This window comes from Streptomyces sp. NPDC055955, assembly GCF_042270245.1.
GTDB lineage: Bacteria > Actinomycetota > Actinomycetes > Streptomycetales > Streptomycetaceae > Streptomyces.
The window spans coordinates 510,661-527,650 of the sequence record NZ_JBHJYS010000004.1 but is presented as its reverse complement, the minus strand read 5'-3'; the positions used below and the strand labels follow the sequence as shown (position 1 = coordinate 527,650).

Annotated in this window: 16 protein-coding genes; 8 read left to right on the top strand and 8 right to left on the bottom strand. The window is 70.4% G+C overall.

Going from position 1 to position 16,990, the window contains the following annotated elements; translation table 11 throughout:
- The 6 genes from ACFC96_RS10965 to ACFC96_RS10940 all read right to left on the bottom strand — a co-directional run bounded on the left by ACFC96_RS10965 (window position 1) and on the right by ACFC96_RS10940 (window position 8,957).
- Complete coding sequence (locus tag ACFC96_RS10965) at window positions 1–1,521, bottom strand: Wzz/FepE/Etk N-terminal domain-containing protein (RefSeq protein ID WP_376611536.1); 1,521 nt, start codon at window positions 1,519–1,521, stop codon at window positions 1–3.
- Window positions 1,518–2,885 (bottom strand): Wzz/FepE/Etk N-terminal domain-containing protein, encoded by a 1,368-nt coding sequence (locus tag ACFC96_RS10960; protein WP_376611534.1) that lies wholly within the window; start codon window positions 2,883–2,885, stop codon window positions 1,518–1,520. Before ACFC96_RS10960 ends, ACFC96_RS10965 begins: the two co-directional genes overlap by 4 nt.
- Window positions 2,882–4,153 carry a glycosyltransferase family 4 protein gene (locus ACFC96_RS10955; protein ID WP_376611532.1) on the bottom strand — a complete coding sequence of 424 codons (1,272 nt, stop codon included), beginning with the start codon at window positions 4,151–4,153 and terminating at the stop codon, window positions 2,882–2,884. Before ACFC96_RS10955 ends, ACFC96_RS10960 begins: the two co-directional genes overlap by 4 nt.
- Window positions 4,143–5,459: a nucleotide sugar dehydrogenase gene (locus ACFC96_RS10950; RefSeq protein WP_376259537.1), complete on the bottom strand. Its 1,317-nt coding sequence runs from the start codon at window positions 5,457–5,459 to the stop codon at window positions 4,143–4,145. Before ACFC96_RS10950 ends, ACFC96_RS10955 begins: the two co-directional genes overlap by 11 nt.
- A gap of 73 nt (window positions 5,460–5,532) precedes the next feature.
- Window positions 5,533–7,011: a sugar transferase gene (locus tag ACFC96_RS10945; protein WP_376611530.1), complete on the bottom strand. Its 1,479-nt coding sequence runs from the start codon at window positions 7,009–7,011 to the stop codon at window positions 5,533–5,535.
- A gap of 1,004 nt (window positions 7,012–8,015) precedes the next feature.
- Window positions 8,016–8,957 (bottom strand): hypothetical protein, encoded by a 942-nt coding sequence (locus tag ACFC96_RS10940; protein ID WP_376611528.1) that lies wholly within the window; start codon window positions 8,955–8,957, stop codon window positions 8,016–8,018.
- A 372-nt stretch (window positions 8,958–9,329) separates the two neighbouring features.
- Between ACFC96_RS10940 and ACFC96_RS10935 the strand changes: the two genes are divergently transcribed.
- Window positions 9,330–9,731 carry a VOC family protein gene (locus ACFC96_RS10935; protein WP_376226171.1) on the top strand — a complete coding sequence of 134 codons (402 nt, stop codon included), beginning with the start codon at window positions 9,330–9,332 and terminating at the stop codon, window positions 9,729–9,731.
- Window positions 9,732–10,252: 521 nt separating this feature from the next.
- Here the strand turns inward: ACFC96_RS10935 and ACFC96_RS10930 are convergent.
- Window positions 10,253–11,038 (bottom strand): AraC family transcriptional regulator, encoded by a 786-nt coding sequence (locus ACFC96_RS10930; RefSeq protein WP_340459433.1) that lies wholly within the window; start codon window positions 11,036–11,038, stop codon window positions 10,253–10,255.
- Between the two features lie 70 nt (window positions 11,039–11,108).
- Here ACFC96_RS10930 and ACFC96_RS10925 point away from each other — a divergent pair, with 70 nt between their 5' ends.
- From ACFC96_RS10925 to ACFC96_RS10895, 7 genes are all read left to right on the top strand, one after another.
- Window positions 11,109–11,927, top strand: a complete 819-nt coding sequence (locus ACFC96_RS10925) for a phytanoyl-CoA dioxygenase family protein (RefSeq protein WP_340459435.1) — start codon at window positions 11,109–11,111, stop codon at window positions 11,925–11,927.
- Complete coding sequence (locus ACFC96_RS10920; protein WP_376259527.1) at window positions 11,924–12,208, top strand: hypothetical protein; 285 nt, start codon at window positions 11,924–11,926, stop codon at window positions 12,206–12,208. Before ACFC96_RS10925 ends, ACFC96_RS10920 begins: the two co-directional genes overlap by 4 nt.
- Window positions 12,205–12,345, top strand: coding sequence for a hypothetical protein (locus ACFC96_RS10915; RefSeq protein ID WP_376611526.1), 141 nt, complete (start codon window positions 12,205–12,207; stop codon window positions 12,343–12,345). The genes ACFC96_RS10920 and ACFC96_RS10915 overlap by 4 nt, the downstream gene beginning before the upstream one ends.
- A gap of 241 nt (window positions 12,346–12,586) precedes the next feature.
- Window positions 12,587–13,186: a hypothetical protein gene (locus tag ACFC96_RS10910; protein ID WP_376611525.1), complete on the top strand. Its 600-nt coding sequence runs from the start codon at window positions 12,587–12,589 to the stop codon at window positions 13,184–13,186.
- Window positions 13,180–13,902 (top strand): DUF5987 family protein, encoded by a 723-nt coding sequence (locus ACFC96_RS10905; protein ID WP_376611523.1) that lies wholly within the window; start codon window positions 13,180–13,182, stop codon window positions 13,900–13,902. Before ACFC96_RS10910 ends, ACFC96_RS10905 begins: the two co-directional genes overlap by 7 nt.
- A complete protein-coding gene (locus tag ACFC96_RS10900; RefSeq protein WP_376611522.1) occupies window positions 13,899–15,494 on the top strand; it encodes a GMC family oxidoreductase N-terminal domain-containing protein in 1,596 nt (531 codons plus the stop codon). Before ACFC96_RS10905 ends, ACFC96_RS10900 begins: the two co-directional genes overlap by 4 nt.
- 11 nt (window positions 15,495–15,505) lie before the next feature.
- The gene (locus ACFC96_RS10895) at window positions 15,506–16,444 is read left to right on the top strand and encodes a hypothetical protein (RefSeq protein WP_376259518.1); all 939 of its coding nucleotides are present in this window, start codon (window positions 15,506–15,508) and stop codon (window positions 16,442–16,444) included.
- A gap of 86 nt (window positions 16,445–16,530) precedes the next feature.
- Here ACFC96_RS10895 and ACFC96_RS10890 read toward each other — a convergent pair whose 3' ends face one another.
- Window positions 16,531–16,956 carry a nuclear transport factor 2 family protein gene (locus tag ACFC96_RS10890; RefSeq protein ID WP_376611520.1) on the bottom strand — a complete coding sequence of 142 codons (426 nt, stop codon included), beginning with the start codon at window positions 16,954–16,956 and terminating at the stop codon, window positions 16,531–16,533.
- Window positions 16,957–16,990 lie beyond the last annotated feature (34 nt).

Sequence of the window (16,990 nt, the reverse complement as noted above, 5' to 3'; positions counted from 1 at the left end):
TTACCGCGCCTCCTGGTCGTTGTCCGGGACCCGTGTGGCCCACACCGGCAGCCGCTCCGCCCGCCGCCGGCCCGTCCCGTTCTGTACGGCCGGCCGCTCGGTGCGGCCGCGCAGCGCGGTGTGCAGCCCGTCCCACAACGTGCCGTCGGTCCGGTCACGGGGATCGGGGTCGATCAGCACCACACCGATCACCGCAATACGCTGGTCCGCGAGTTGCCGCGCCACGGTGTGCAGCCATGCGGCGCTGCCGTGCCCGGCCCGCACGACGAGCACGGTCTGGGTGCCGAGGTACTGGAGATCGGTCCACGCGGTGCCGGGCTCGACCGAGCCGACGCCGAGCCGGCGCTCCTGGCGCGGCAGAGCCTCGGCACGCTCGCCGCTGACCACGGCCGGGTCTCCTGGCTTGGACCGGCGGCCCGCGAGCTGCGGGCCGGGCAGCCCGTCGACGACGGCCACCGGCCCGTCCGCCGCCAGTGTCCTGGCGAGGTCCACGGCGATCGCACTCGTGCTGCGCGCACAGCCCAGTTCCAGGAGCGACACCGGTTCCGTGGAGCCGCGCACGGTACGGGCAAGGGTCGCGGTGAGCCGTTCGCGTGTCGCCCGGGTCCTTCGGCGCTGCCACCGCCGGCCCGTCCGGCCGGGCAGCTCCGCGATGACCGAGGCGCCCAGGTTCGCCGCGATGTCCCGGCGCAGCACGGGGCGGTCCGCCACCACCGTGCCGACCGCGGCCAGCGCGAGCCCGAGGACGAGCCCGAGAGCGAGCCCGATCGCGGCGCTGGTGGCGACGGCCTTGGGCAGCGAGTGGTGCACGGCGCGCGGGGCGTCGACGATCTGCGTGCCGGCTACGACCTTGGGGGTGCCGGTGCGCGCCTCCTCGGCGCGCTGGTCGAAGTCGGCGATCCGTGAGTTGAGCTCGGCCCGGCGGGCGAAGAGTGACTCCAAGCTCGCCGACGCCTTCGGGTCACTCTCCGGCGATCGGTCTCCGATCTCCTTGTTGACCTGGGCGAGTTCGCCCCGCATGCGGTCACGCTGGTCGGCCAGAGCCTTGGACTCGGCCTTCGCAGCCTGCTGCATCCGCCGCACGTGGTCCGCGACGAACGCATCGGCAAGTGCCTCGGCCCGGGCCACCGCCTGCGCGTCGCTGTCACCGGTCACTTCGATCTGCAGCAGGTTGTTGGTCAGGCCGGTCCCCTCGTAGTCCCGCATGAAGTCCTCGGGCTTTTCCCGGGACTTGAGGGACTGCAGGGCCTTGTCGGCGATCCTCGTGGTCTGCAACAGCTCCACGTCGGTACGCATCAGCGTTCCGGTGTCGTTCGGCTGGTCCTCCTCATGCGCGACCAGCACCTTGGCCACCGCGCTCGGCGGCGGTGGCCGCAGGACCGCCACCGCCGCGCCGACCAGCAGCCCCACGAGCGCCAGCGAGCACCAGAAGCGGCGGCGCCTGCGCACCGCCACCACCAGCGCTTGCAGGTCGAAGAGCGGAGCGGCCTCCGCCGTCTCCGAAGTCGTGCTCGTCGTCACGCTGAACCTCCCGTCGCGTGGCCGCGCACCGCGAGCGCCACGGTGGCGGCATCCGGAGGATGGCCGGCAGAGCGTGTCGGACGGGCCAGGACCATGCCGGCGACGACGATGCCGACGACCTCGTGTCTGCCGTCCGCACACGCCTCGGCGATGCCGGCGAGCTCCTCCGCGGTCCAAGCCCCCGCGCTGAGGACGACCAGGGCACCGGACTCGGTGTCGCGGTCCGGGACTGTCGGGCGGTCCACCGAAACCTCCACCACCCGCAGCAGCAGATCGCCCTTGGCCTCGGCGACGAGCTGCCCGGCGGCCCGGCGAGCGATCTCGTCGCCGTCCGGTACGACGACCAGCAGTCGCCCGGGGCCCGGTATCCGGTCCCGGAGGCGAGTGCACACCCGCCGGTAGCGGATCCGCCGGCCGGCCTCGTCGCCGGACGTCCGCGGGGTCGGCATCTCCCACCGGGTGTCGGCGCCGAGGAGTCTGCGGATGCGGGACTTTCGGCCACGCACTTGCGGCCGGTGAGCGCGCCGTTCACCGGCTACGTCGACGGTGCCGAGCAGCACCGAGCCCAGCGCCGCTTCGATCTCCGTCTCGGTGCGCAGCCGGCGATTCACCCGTGCGGCGACGAGATGACTGATGACAGCGAGCAGGAAGAACAGCAACGCCCCGGCGGCGATGAGCTGCGTTCTCGTCGGCGCCACCTCGCCGGTCGGCCGGGCCGCCGGGCCCATGACGACCATGCCGGCCTTGTCGGTCGCCGGGTCGGCCTCTTCCAGCTTCTGCATGGCATCCTCCAGCGAGGTGCGCAGCTTCTCGAGCTCGGTGCGGGCCTGCACGCTCTCCACGGTCCGCCCCGGATCGGCCGCATCGGCCAGGTCGGTGATGCGGCGGTCGGTCTCCGCCACCTGCTTGCGCAGCGCCTCGGTGCCCGTGGCCGGGTCGGGGTCGGTGCTGCCCCCTGCGATCCGCGCGGCGTAACTCACGAATTCCTGGGCCATCCGGTCGGAGAGGTGCTGCGCGCGCTCCGGGGTGTCGGCCGTACCCGAGATCTTGATGATGTTCCCGTCGGCGGCCTCGGCGCTCACGCGATCCCGTAGGTCACTGCCGCTGACGCCCCTCCAGCGGAGGTCGGCAGCCGCGCGGTCGACCACCGACGAACTGGTCGCGAGGTCCACCTGGGTCAGGAGTTCGCGCTCTTCCCACTGACCGGGCAGCAGTACCGACGCCGACGCCGTGTACCGCGGCGGGAACAGTACCGAGGTGCCGTAGCCGACGAGCGCGCCCACCACGGTGAGGACGGCGAGAAGCCGCCAGCGCCGACGGAGAATCCGCCCGAGCGTGACCAGACGTATCGTGTCGTCGCTCACGGCCGCCGCCTCCCCCGTGCCCGGACCGCCGCCACCGGAGCGTGGTCACCGCACGCGGCGGCGTAGGCGGCGAGCAGCGACGCTTGCGAGTTCTGCCAGGAGAGCTGCCCGCTGATCCGCTCCTGGCCGATCTTGCCCATCCGGGCCCGCCTCTCCGGATCGTCGAGGAGCAGCGCGATGAGCTCGGCGAACGCAGCCTCGTCGTTGGCGGGCGCGTACACCGCGGCGTCACCGGCGGAGACGCGCGCCTCCCGAAGGTCGAACGAGACGATCGGCCGGCTCATGGCCATGTACTCCAGGACCTTGTTCATGGTCGACACGTCGTTGAGCGGATTGCGTGGGTCGGGGGAAAGGCACACGTCCGCGGTGGACAGGTAGCGCACCAGATCGGCGTCCGGAATGCGTCCGGTGAACTGGACCTGCTCGCTCAGCCCGAGCTGTCGGGAGAGCTCCACCATCGCGTCGAAGGCGTCCCCGGCTCCGACGAACACCGCGTGCCAGTCGGTCCGCCCGCACTCGTCGCGCAGCTTGGCGAGGGCGCGCAAGGCATAGTCGACGCCGTCCTGCGGGCCCATGACACCGAGATAGCACAGCAGATGAGGCTTGCCGCGCTTCAACTCCGGCTCGGGCGGCACCGGTTGGAACCGTTCGATCGCGGGCGCGCTGCGCACCACGAAAACGTCCTCGGGGCGGCGCCCGCCACGGAGCATGGCGACGTCCCGGTAGCTCTCGTTCGTGGCGAGCACGACGTCCGCGGCCCGATAGGTCAGCCGCTCCAGCGCGCACACGGCGCGGTACAGCAGATCCTCGCCGCGGTCGAACCGGGAGAGGTACAGCTCGGGTACCAGGTCGTGCTGGTCGAAGACGAACCGCGCACCGCGCCTCTTCAGCCACAGTGCCGGCAGGAACAGCAGGTCGGGCGGGTTGCAGGCATGGACCACGTCGACCGGGCCGACCTTGCGGGCCAGCCGGAGCGTGTGCCACAACGCAGATCCGTACTCCCGCAGGTAGCCGGCCGGCCCTCCGGTGGCGGCGCGCAACGGGTAGCGGTGGATCCGCACCCCATCGATCTCCGCTTCCGGCTCCGTGTCCCGTGTGCTGCCTCGGGGACAGATGACGTGCACCTTCCAGCCCGCGTCGCGCAGCGTCAAGCACTCCTGCCACACCCGCCGGTCGAACGGCACCGACAGGTTCTCCACCAGGATCAGCGCGCGCCGGTTCGCCCGGTCGCCGCTGCCCTTGTCATCGAACGATGTGTCACCAAGCAAGGCCCACGTACCCCGGTTCGGTCCGGCGCGTCTCGGCGTCGGGAATGCGGATCAGGTCGACAATCACCGGGCTGCCACCATGGGGCAGCGCCGAAAGGACGGCTGGATCCCTGGTCCCGACCAGGCACACCTCGGCGTGCTCGAGCACCTCGTCGACGGAGTCCGCGAGGAGCTGCGCGAGGTGCGGCAGCCGGGTCTCGATGTACTCGCGGTTCGCGCCGATCAGCCGGGAGAGGCTCACGTTGGCGTCATGGATCTTGAGGTCGTAGCCCTTGCCGAAGAGCCGCTCCGCCAGCTCGACGAGCGGGCTCTCGCGCAGGTCGTCGGTGCCGGGCTTGAAGGACAGCCCGAACAGTCCCACCCGGCGCTTGCCGGTGCGCTCGACCAGGTCCACCGCGCGTTGCAGATGTGCGGAGTTGGAGGGCAGCACGTGCGTGAGGATGGGCACCGAGACGTCTGCCCGCTGTGCCGCGTGGACCAGGCTGCGCAGGTCCTTGGGCAGGCACGAGCCACCGAAGGCGAAGCCGGGCCGCAGATAGGCGGGGCTGATGTTCAGCTTGCGGTCCGCCAGGAACACGTCCATCACCTGGTGCGAGTCCACCCCGAGCGCCTGGTACACCGCGCCCAGCTCGTTCGCGAAGCCGATCTTGAGGCCGTGGAAGGCGTTGTCCGCGTACTTGATGGCCTCGGCCGTCGGGACCGGCACCCGGAACACCTCACCGGGCACGCCGTCGTACAGGGCCATCACCGCTTCGCCGCTCGCCGGGTCGAGCTCGCCGATGACGGTCTTGGGCGGGTCGAAGAAGTCCCGCACGCTCGTGCCCTCGCGCAGGAACTCCGGGTTGACCACGACCCCGAAGTCCGCCCCGGCCGTACCGCCGACGTACTTCTCCAGGATCGGTACCAGCAGATTCATGCAGGTGCCGGGGAGCATGGTGCTGCGGAACACCACGGTGTGCCGCCCGCCCCGTTCGGCCAGCGCGGTGCCGATCTGCTCGGTGACGCGCTCCAAGTACGTCGTGCACAGGCTGCCGTTGGGCTCCGACGGCGTGCCCACGCAGACCAGCGATATCTCGCTGCCCGTGATCGCCTCACGGACGTCGGTGGTGGCGCGCAACGCTCCGCTCCGCACGACCTCGGCGACGAGCTCGCCGATCCTCTCCTCGACCACGGGTGCCTTGCCGTCGTTGACCAGGTCCACCTTCACCTGGTTCACGTCCACCCCGATGACCTCGTGGCCCATGCCGGCCAGGCACGCGGCTGACACGCAGCCCACGTAGCCGAGCCCGAAAACGCTGACTCTCATGACTCGTCCCTCCCCCCAAGCAGGCCCTTTTGGCCTGCGATCCGCGCGCCGATCGGCCGACGCCCCCCACGCATCAGTAGGCCCCCTGCCCGTGGAGCACCGCACGCAGCGTCTTCCACAAGATCACCGCGTCCAGCGCGAGCGACCAGTCCTCCACGTACCGCAGGTCGAGGCGTACCGCCTCCTCCCACGGCAGATCGCTGCGCCCGCTGATCTGCCAAAGACCGGTGAGCCCGGGCTTGACCAGCAGCCGCCGCCGGATGTCCGGGCCGTACGCGGCGGACTCCTCCGGCAGCGGAGGCCGCGGACCGACGAGCGACATCGATCCCGTCAGCACGTTGAACAGCTGCGGGAGCTCGTCGAGCGAGTACCGGCGCAGCACCGCTCCCACCCGCGTCACCCGCGGATCCCGGCGGAGCTTGAACAACAGCCCTGCACCCTCGTTGCGGTCGGCCAGCTCGGCACGTGCCCCGTGGGCCCCCGCGACCATGGTGCGGAACTTGAAGATGGTGAACTCACGGCCGTCCTTGCCGACCCTGCACTGGCGGTACAACGCCCCACCCCGGCTGTCGATCAGCACGAGCAGCCCGACGAGCACCATCAGCGGCGCGAACAGCACCAGCAGGACCGCCGCGCCCAACCGGTCGACGACCCCCTTGATCGCCCGGCGGCCACCGGTGAAGGTCGGCATGCTGACCCGCAGGAGCGGAATCCCGAGCACCGCGTCGACGTGCAGCCGCGGGCCGGCCACTTCCATCAACACCGGGGCCACGACCATCTCGGCATCGCTGCCTTCGAGGTTCCAGGCCAGCCGCTGCAGCCGGTCGGGGGACCAGTGCTGATCCGGTGTGACCGCGACGACACGGTAGCCGTCGCGGCGGACGTGGGTCGCGACGTCCGTCAGTCGGCCGACGACCTGGACTCCGTCCAGTTGGTCACCGTCGAGCCCGAGTCCGTCCGGGGTGCACACCGCCTCCACCCGCCAGCCGAGGTGCGGAAACTTGCGGGTCCGGGTGATCAGGTCGCGCACGGTGGCCGGGCTCCCGGCAGCGAGCACCGGTCTCAGGCACCGTCCTTCCTTCCGCTGCTTGTGCAGCGAGAGGCGGAGCACATACCGCGCGGTCATGGTGACGAGCGCGATCGCGGGGATCGCGACGAAGATCCAGAGCTTGATGTTGCGCGAGGTGAGGGCGATCCCGCCGAGCGCCAGGACGACGGTCGCCGTGAACAGCGAGCGTCCGAGCCGGCGGAACTCCTCGGCACCCTGGCCGAGCACGGCCGGAGCCCACGCCCGGCTCACCGCGAGCGATCCCAGCACCAGCAGCTCGGTGCCGAATGCGAGAATTCCCCACTTCTCATGCCAGTTGGCCGCGTCCCGGGCCCCGAAGAAGTTGCCGATCGCCCCCACCACCAAGGCGGTGGCCACGGTGTCGCTGGTCACCACGGTACGGCGGTACCGCTGTTCCCACTCGTTCGCGGGCTCGCTGATCACCCCATTCGCCAGACGCCCACGCGCCGACTGAAAAGGGTCGACTAATCCCCCCTGCCGCACAGAACCCCCCTGGTCCCCAGTGGTACGACGTGATCGCCCAGCACTGCCCCTCCCCCCGGGAGGCCCCCGCCCCCCCCGCACGCTTCCTCCCCTCGGGGCCCCCGCCCCCGCGCCGCGCTGTTCTTCCCCCACGGGAGGCCCCCGCCTCCCGCGCATCACATCCCGGCCGATCCAGCGCTATTGGAACAACTCGCCCTGCCGAAAGCACAGTTGCAAGTCAGCCAAGACTCGATCCCCCGTACCCGGTACCAGAGACGCCGCCGCCGGCCGTCCATGGCGTCCGAGCTAATAGATCATCATTTGTCGCCGAGTGTCCGTTCATGTGAAGCAGCGTCAATCTAGACCATCGGGGGCCATCTGAAGAGAAAGATGTGTGTAATTTGTGCCCAAGTTTTGAAGCCGGACCCATGGACCGGTGGCCGCCAACGGGCGCCTTGAAGGCGAACATGCCTGGTGACCTGCGAAGACTCGAGCTTTCCGGGCCACTGGCGCGACATCCCCGAGGCGCCCCGTCACTGCCGGATGGCCGCACTCAGGACTGCCCGGCCGATCTTGCCGAGTGCACGGGGCTGCGGTTGCGGATGCGGGCGAACCAGTACGTCACCGGAGCCCGTTCGCACGGCCCCCGGCCGCCGCGCCGCTTGATCACGCCCCAGGACGCTCCCGCCGGGTGAACCGACCACGAGAATTCACCTGGTGACCGCAGAAGTTCGTCACGCACGCTCACCTTCCGTACAGGCCACAGCCGCGCCGAACTCCACAGATCATGACCCGTTTGCGGATGCGCAGGCGGATTCACTGCCTCCGCACGACACCGGACGCGGTCCGGGTCGACAAGCGTACGTACCCCTCGCGAGCCGTCCCAACTCAGCTCAGCGGGACGGGCATTCACGCGAGCCGTCGGGGCTCCCGACTCCGGGGCGGCTGGACTCACGCTCGACATACGCCACCTGTCCAGTTCCGACGCATCGTCACCAGTACGGTGAAAGACATCAGTTGGTGCGTCAATCGCGCCGGTATCTGGCTGCCATCGTGTGGAACACCTTCTTCGGTACCCAGCTCCTCTCGTCGAGCATCCGGACGACGCCGTAGGAGCCAAGGTCTTGCTCTCCGGGCCTGCTGTACCCGGCGAAGGTGAACCAGAGCGCGGTGTCCACGCCTTCCTCCTCGAAGATGTCCAGCAACTCGGTGAGGTAGCGCGCCTGCTCGTCCTCGTCCGGCACCGCGCCGTGCGGCACCTGCCAGGCCATGCCTCCCCGCTCTCCCGCGCCCCGGTAGGCACAGGTTCCGTACTCGGTCACCGCGACGGGCTTGCCGTGGGCGAGGTGCCCACGCAGCTCGTCCCGGAATCCGTCGGCGTTGTAGGCGGCCCGGTAGGCATCGACGCCGACGAGGTCGAACGCACCCCAGTCGACGAACTCCCAGGGAGCCGAGGCGTAGGTGATCTGCCCGCCGAAGTGCGTTCGGACGGTCGCGGCGATCCGGGAGAGGAAGCCGTTGAGGCGTTCTTGCACCGGCGCGAGGGAGGACCACCACTCCATGTCAGCAGCGGCCATGACCCGCATACGGTCACCGTAGGTGTCGCCCGGAAGGAAGCCGCCGCAGAACGCGCTGATCTCACAGCCCGCGACGAACACCACATCGGCGCCGCCCTCCCGCACGGCTTCAGCCCGAGCGGCGCAGTCGGCGAAGAACGGGAGCAACCGGTCCCGGGGAAGATCCACGGGGAAGGGAGCGAACCAGACCTCAAGGCCCGCCTCCGCAGCGTGTCGGGCAGCGATGCTCAGCCGATCAGGCTCCCGTCCGGAGATACGCACGGCGTCACAGTGGAGATCACCGGAGATCACGGCCATGTCGTGCCGGACCGTCTCAGGGGTGAAGCTCTTGCGGGAGAGTTGTTCCCCCGGGAGGAACCCGGTGTCGTAATTGATGCCGCGTGCGCGCACGTGAATGTCCTTTCACTCGGCCACCTGACCGGAATCTCCATCGAGCGCTGCGCCACCTCGGCGGCCCCGCGTGCGGCCATCAGGGCCGACCACGTCCACCTCCTCAACCAGGCTCCATCGTCCGCCGAGCGGACGAAGAACGTTGGCGACGCCCCGGGCACACCGGCCGGACGTCGTCTCCGACTCCGCGGACCCGGCTCGGCTCCCGCCTCACCACGCCCGCCCCAACTGCAGGGCACCGTCCCTGACTTCCGAGCACTGCGTCAAGACCGCCGATCGGTGACACTCTGTGATCCGGAGTACCCGAGGCAAGAGTTCGGCCAGTCCTCACCTCTTTGCACCGGGCGGGGCGCCAGGACAGGATGCGGGGTCATGACCGACAACACGAACCAGCGTCCCTGGCCAGGCGGCATCACCGCGATCACCCTCTTCGCCGAGGACCTGCAAACGACCAAGGACTTCTACCGGGAGGTCTTCGGCCTTCCTGTGATCTTCGAGAACGACAACTCGGCCGTGTTCCGCTTCGGTGAGACCCTGATCAACCTCCTCGACGTCACGGCGGCGCCCGAGTTGATCGAGCCCGCGCCCCTCGCGGCCCGCGACGCCGGTTCGCGCCAGGTGTTCACTCTCACCGTGAACGATGTGGACGCCAAGTGCGAGGAACTGGCCGCCCGTGGGGTCAAACTGCTGAACGGCCCGATCGACCGGCCTTGGGGGATCCGCACCGCCTCCTTCCGTGACCCGGGTGGCCACATCTGGGAGATCGCCATGTGATCTTGGCGGTGGCCACGCGTGCCTGTCAGGACCCAGGTGGCCTCGAGCCGTGCAATGGGCCATATGCTGTGTGCTGCGTGCTGTGTGCTGTGAGCTCCTCGTCCGGGTGCAGGATGAACGGATCGCACGCCGCTCCCCTGGCGCCGGTGAGAACCAGCCGAGTTCGGACACCACGTTCCGGATGCGTTCGGCAACCACGGCCCGCACCCTTGTCTCGCCGTTGATCACGCGTGACACGGTCGACGTGACACCCCTACCCTGCGCGCCACATCCGCGAGTGTGGGGTGAGGTCCTTTCGGTCGTTCCGTCAACACCGTCTCCGATCAGGGGAAGCCAGGGGCAGTTCGCACCACACACCGGACACTGCAGCCTTCAGCCAGCAGGACCAGCGGGTCAATCCGCCTGCGCCTCTCCCCGCGCCCGCTGCTCGGACTGCTCCGCCGAGCAGACCGCAGCACAGCACAGTGTTCATACCGAGAAGGGCGCGGACAGCCGGAGGAATCGACGCCTGGACGCCGGGCTCACGCAGGCGTGTCCGCACCGGGTGCCGCCGCACGGATGCCCCTGGGCGGCGCGCCGAGCTCCCGCCGGCACGCCTTGTTGAAAGCCTGCAGGTCCGCGATGCCCACCGCCGCCGCCACCGTCTGGATCGGCAACGTCGAGGCCTGCAGCAGGTGTCGCGCCCGCTCCATCCGGCGGCGGCGGATGTACGCCACGACCGTGTCGCCCGTGCCGGAGCGGAACAACCGCGTGAGGTGGTTGTGCGAGATTCCCGCCGCCCGGGCGATGTCCGGCACCGCCAATGGTGCGGCCAAGTGCTCCTCGATGTACGCCGTGGCGGCGGTCAGCGCCGGATGCGGCTGCCCCGCCTGCTCCCGGCTGCCGAGCGCCGCCACGCGCCACAGCACCGTCCACACTTCGGCCGACGCCCGGGCGGGCGAGGCCGGCAGCGCCGCCACCGCCTGCCGCAGCAGCCCGCCCAGCAGCGCGGCCTGCGCCCCCGCGTCCTGCATGACGGGAACGGTACGACGGTCGTCGTGCCCGCTCAGACGAAAGTGGGCGTACAGGTGCTCGCAGCGCCGCGCACCGTAGTGAAAATGCACCTCCACATCCGGCGGGACGAGACTCACGTGCCCGGGCCGGATGGCATGGCGCTGCCCCTCGAGGACGAGCTCGCCGGAGTACGTGTACAGGTGCAGCTGCCAGAGGCCGGGCAGCCGGAACACATCGTGCGGGCCGCTGACGCCGTGCACACCGAGACCGGCGCTCACCACCTGCGGCGGCTCGTCGAGAGGCAGCAACAGCATGGTGAGAATCTACCAGCACGTGCCGAATGCATCCCACGATAAACAGCCCTCGGCTTCCTAGGGTTGCACCATGCGAACTAGTAACCAGCTTCTGAGCTCCGTGCAGATGGCGAGGTTCGTCGCCCACGGGTCGCTCCGCCTGGACGCGGTCGTGCCCCAAGAGATGAACCAGCAGGCCATCGACATCCTGGACGCCGGCATCCCCGAAGTGCCCTACGGAACCCCTCTCTCCGAGGCGTTTCCGCGAGACTCCTTCGCCGGCCGCCTCGTCGCGCTCCCGGCCGTCGCCGGGGCCCTGGAAAGCCTCGTGGGACCGGAACCCACGGTCGACCACCACGCGGTCCACGTGCGTGAGCCGCACGGCGGTGCGGCCCAGCCGTTGCACGGCGACGCGATCATCGACGTACGCAGGGACGCCTTCGACGTCCAACTCATGTACTACCCGCACGAGGTCACCGCCGACATGGGTGGCACGCTCAGCGTCCCCGGCAGCCACCTGCGCCGCACGAACGAGACCGACACAGGCCGCTACCAGAACCTGCGCGGCCAGACCCGCCTCACCTGCCCGGCCGGCACCGTCGTGTTCCTTCACCACGGCATCTGGCACGGCGGCCGACGCAACGACAGCGCCACCCGCCGCCACATGTTCAAGATCCGCTTCAACCCCACCGTCCCGCAGGTCCGCCTCTGGGACACCTCGGACCTCGACCGTCCCGAGGTCGCCACCGAACTGCGCCGCGGCTTCCCCTGGTACGAACAGGCCGCCGGCCGCCTGGAGATCTACAACCGGGTACGGCTGTGGCGGTCGCTGACCGGCGACGACACCTTCGACCTCGACCACTGGGTCACCCGCGTCACCAACCGTCCCACCATCGGGAGCCACGCATGAAGCAGCAGGTCCTTGTCCTCTACCTGACAACGTCGGCCCTCGACTCCAAGGTGGTGGGCTGGTCGCGCTACGACGGCACCTCCGCCACCACCCCCACCACCGGGGACAGCGACGAACCTCCGTACGAGAGCGGCCTGGAGGCCCTCCAGGACGGCTGGCGGCTCTTCCAGGCCGCCCAGCTGATCCCGCCCTACCCCGGCCACGAGTACGACACTTCGTTCCTCAAGCACGAGTTCTTCTTCGAAAAGCTCCAGGCGGCCGACACAGCCACCGCGGTGTGAGCCAGGAGTCGAGGCCCGCCGGCGAAAAGACGCCGGCGGGCCTCGGCGAGCTGCCGGCGCAGTTCTTCAGCGCGGCCTCGTACCCGACGGCCGGCTCCTTGGCCGTCCGTCCGCCGATCAGGCGCATCGACGCGTGATCGCGGGTTGCCTGCGGCCTGCCGGAGCACCCCCATGTCGGCGTTCTTGCGCGGCTCGACGGTGGGCTCCACCGGAACTCGGCCGAAGTGGGGCCACATCGGCAGCCTTGTTCTCTCCAGCGACCGGGATCATCTCCGTCCCATCCCTTGTGCTGACGGCACGCAGCGATCAAGATGACGCCTGCATGTGACCGCCGGTAACCGTCGCCCATCAGGGCTGGGACACGAAGAAGGTCCTGCTGTGCCCGTACTTCGCCACACGACGAACGCCCTCGGCGCCCTGTCGACGAGCGTCCGCCTCACCGCCTTCGGCGCAGTCGTGGCGGCAGCCGCCGCGCTGCTCACCGCCACTCCGGCCTCGGCAGCGGAGCCAGGCGCCGGCGGTTACGCCGACCCCTCGTACGCGTCGGCGTGCGCCTTCCACCGCTACGGCGAGGGCGAGACACCGCAGCTCTCCCTGTTCAGCGCCGACCCGCTGTGTGTGGAGTACGCCAAGCGGGACATCACCGTGACCAACGGCGGCGCGGCGCGCTTCCTGCTGGCCGAGCCGGCGCGCTTCGCGATCGCTGTTCCGGCGTGCCGGTACTGGCAGTTGGACCACTGGAGCGTGCAGGCCACGCCGGGGGGAACCGAACTGGTCGGCTGGGACGGCAGTTACTGGTTCGACAAGGCGGAGGGCAGTGCCGCGGCGAGGGTACGCAACATCACCGTCGCCGGGCAGCCCGCCCGGGCCGAGGAGGCGGCGAGGGTGATCCGGCCGTACGACGCCCGGCTCGCCGACGCGCTCGTGAGCGACGCCGCGGGTGTGAGGGTGCAGCTGCCGGTGAGCGGGCTGTGCTGAGCGAACCGCCCGCACGGCCCACTCGGCGCCGGCTGCTCGTCGGGCTGACCGCCGCCGTCGCCGCCCTGCGGGCCGGGGAGACGACCGCCGATGCCGCGCCGTCTGCGCGCCCTGTCCCCCAGCAGGTCCCGGTGGCCCGGACAGGGCCGCAGCCCGCTTCCCTCTCGCTGCCCGACCCGACGACAGCCACACTCGAGGCGTTCGCGGACACCATGGTCCCGGGCGAGAAGCGACACAGCGCAGACGTGGCGATCGCGGGAGCGGCTCCCGGCCCCGGCGCCGTGCAGGCGGGGGCGGTGGAGCTGCTCAACCTTCCCGACCTCGGCATCGGCGTACTGCTGCCCGAGCTGGCGCTGCTCGTCAACACCCGCGCCCTCGCCTACGCGGCCACTCACGGCCGGCTCCTGCCGCCCACTCAACCCCCTTTCGTCGCGCTCCGGTTCACCGACCGCACCACGCTCGCCGGAGAACTCCTCACGCCCGGCGCCCCGGACCGGCAGCTGTACGTGCTCCTCGCGCTCTTCGCCGCCGCGGCCTTCGACACCGCGGCCCATCTGCACACCACCGACGCCATCCGGCAACGCCACCCGGGTCTGGCCTGGATCGGCTTCCCCCCTCCCGATGCCGACGGCCTGTGGCGCTTCCCCGACTACTCGTACGGCAGAAGGCTCGCCTCCGAACACCCGCTCACCACCTCCGGAGGACACCCCGCATGAGCGTCACCGAACGCACCGACGTGCTGGTGATCGGCAGCGGCTTCGGGGGCGCCATCCCCGCCTATCATCTGGCCGCGGGTGGCGCCAAGGTGGCGATCCTGGAACGCGGACCGCACCTCACCGCCCCCGATTTCACCCATGACCTGCGTCTGGGCAGCTACACCCGGATCGTCGACCTCGTGCAGGGCGACGGCATCACCGTCGTCGCCGGGAACTGCGTCGGTGGGTCCAGCGTGGTCTACTTCGCCGCTTCACTGCGGGCTCCGTACTTCGTCTTCGATCGCCGCGGCAGTCTGGGCCACCGTCTGTGGCCGTCGGCCCTGACACGTGCGGCACTCGACCCCTGGTACGACCGGGTCGAGGAGGCTCTGCCCGTCGCCGAACAGAGCTGGGACCAAGTCCCGTACCCAGGAGGGCTGTTCGCTGCGGCGTGCGCCCGAGCGGGCCGCACCTGCAACCCTGTGCCCGTCGCCGTCGACCTGGCCCGGTGCACCAACTGCAACTGGATGCTGAACGGCTGCCACTTCGACGCCAAGCGCTCCATGCTGCTGAACTACCTGCCCGCCGCGACCGCGCACGGCGCCGAGATCCGCCCGCTCCACGAGGCGCAGACGATCGCGCCTGCCACCACTCCCGGATACCGCTACCGCGTCTCGTACACGCAGCTCGACGCAGGCGACTACCGGGTGCCGGTCGGCGTGGGGGCGATCGAGGCCAAGACCGTGGTCCTGGCCGCAGGAGCGGTGGCCACACCGGTGCTGCTGCAGCGCTCGGCTCCCCTGCTGGGCGGTGTTCCACGAGCCGTCGGCCGCTACTTCTCGGGCAACGGCGACCGTGTGTCCATCGCCGACGTCGACGAGGGCAAGGTGCGCGACCTGCTCGGTCTCGAGCGCGCCCCGGGCATCCCGTACCAGGGATTCCCCATCGGAAAGCCCATCGGCTCCATGTCGTACGACCGGCTCGACGCGACAGCGGCGGAGTTCACCCGTTTCTCCCTTCAGCAGATCTACTTCCCCGGCATCACCGACCTTCTGGCCCAGGCCACCGACGCCCCGGCGACGAGCTGGTTCGGCGTCGGAAAGAAGGAGATGCGGGCACGCTGGCCGTCGTGGCTCTCCGTGCTCGCCATGACCGAGGACGACAACGAGGGCGTCTTCGGCGCGCCGCCGCCCACCGGAAGCTCGACGCGCGTGGCCACGTCGCTCTGCCTGTCCACACTCTCGTACCGGCCGACGGCGAACACCCGACGCGGCTGGGCCGCCGCGGACGCCGAGGCCCGCGCCGTGCTGGAGCGCGACGGTCTCGCGCGGGTGCGGCCGTGGAGCGAGAACCCCACCGGGTCCGTGAGCGCACACCCCCTCGCCTCCTGCCGGATGGGCGACGACCCCGCGACCTCCGCACTCGACGCACGGGGCGAACTGCGAGGCCATCCCGGCCTGTTCGTCACGGACGGCTCGGCAGTCCCGACCTCTCTCTGCGTCAACCCCTCACTGACGATCGCCGCGCTGGCCGAACGGGCCTGCCCCGGCATCGTGGAGAGCACCGCCGAGGCAGGCGTGCGCGCACGGTACGGGGCCCCCACGCCCCGGTGAAAGGAACCCACGTGAACTCGCTCTACACGCCACGGATGACAGGCCGTCCAGGGCGGCTCGAAGTCTGGTACGCGACGTTGACCGATCCCCGTACCGGGACCGGCGTGTGGATCCACCACGAAGTGGTGACACCCCGTCACGACGGCCCGGCCCGGGCGCATGGCTGGATATCCGTGTTCCCACCCGACGGACCGCCGGTCACCGAGCGGTTCGGGGCCCCGGGCTCCCCGCCGCCCCGGGGCGAGGCGTACTTCGAGACGCCAGGAGTGCGGGCATCTCCCGATCTGCTGGAAGGCACGGCGGGCGCGCTCACCTGGCGTCTGAAGGTCACAGGGGGCGGAGAGCCTCTCTATACCTTTCCGCGCTGGTCCTGGCGGCGTGAACTGCTGCCCGCGGCCCAGATCGTGCCCGCCCCCGACGCCGTCTTCGAGGGGGAACTCGTCGTCGGAGAACGGCGGTTCACCCTCTCCGACGCGGTGGGAGGCGTCGCCCGGATCGCCGGCCACGGCAATGCCCAGCGGTGGGCGTGGCTCCATGCGGGCCTCGGCGGCGGTGACGTACTGGAAGTGGTGGCCGCCGTCGCCCGCCGCCCCACCATGCGGTGGCTGCCACCCCTGCCAATGCTCCAGCTGCGGATCGGCGGCACCGACTGGCCACGCGACCCGTTGCTGACCGCGCCACTGCTGCACGCGCGGATCGGACTGCCCGACTGGTCGGTCACAGGCAGCACCGCGCGGCGCAGGATACGCGTCGATGTGACCCAGGACCCGGCCGACTGCGTGGCGCTCTCCTACGCCGACCCCGACGGAACGACCGCCACCTGCACCAACACCGAACGCGCCACCGTCGACGTGGTCGTCGAACGCCGCACCGGGCTGAACCGCTTCGAGGTGGAGCACCGCTGGCATCTGGATCACACGGGTCACGCGGAGGTGGGAACGCGCCCATGAGCCCCGTGCTCACGGCTCACCTCCACCACGACGCCCCTCTCCGGCTATCTCGAAGCGGGGCGCATGCCTCTACGCCGGCCCGGCCTTCACCCTCGGGCGGTGGTGACTCCCAGGCCGTCCATGTAGTCACGGACCCGCGTGATCAGTCCGCCGTGGACGCGCAGGATCAGGAGACCGGGGACGGTGAAGGTGGTCTGCTTGGTCGGCAGCGTCCCCAACACGACGTGCTCGGCGATGATCACTTCCGGATCGGCGGTCTCGTGGTCCGCGATCTTCCTGACCTCCTGCACCTGGACGGGGCTGCCGCCCCAGGCCGCGCGGTATCCCGCGCGCACGGCCTCGCGCCCCTCGAAGCGCGGGGGAAAGCCGGGAGAGGCGAACGGGAACTCATGCACCGCGTCCATGGCATAGAGATCGGCGAGATCGTCCGGGGACTTGTCGAGCATGGCCTGGTAGTAGCAGGCCAGCACCTCGCGAGGGGTGCGGACAGCAGGCAGTTCCAGATGCGACACAGAGGCCACTCCATTCGCTCAACAGCTCTTGACC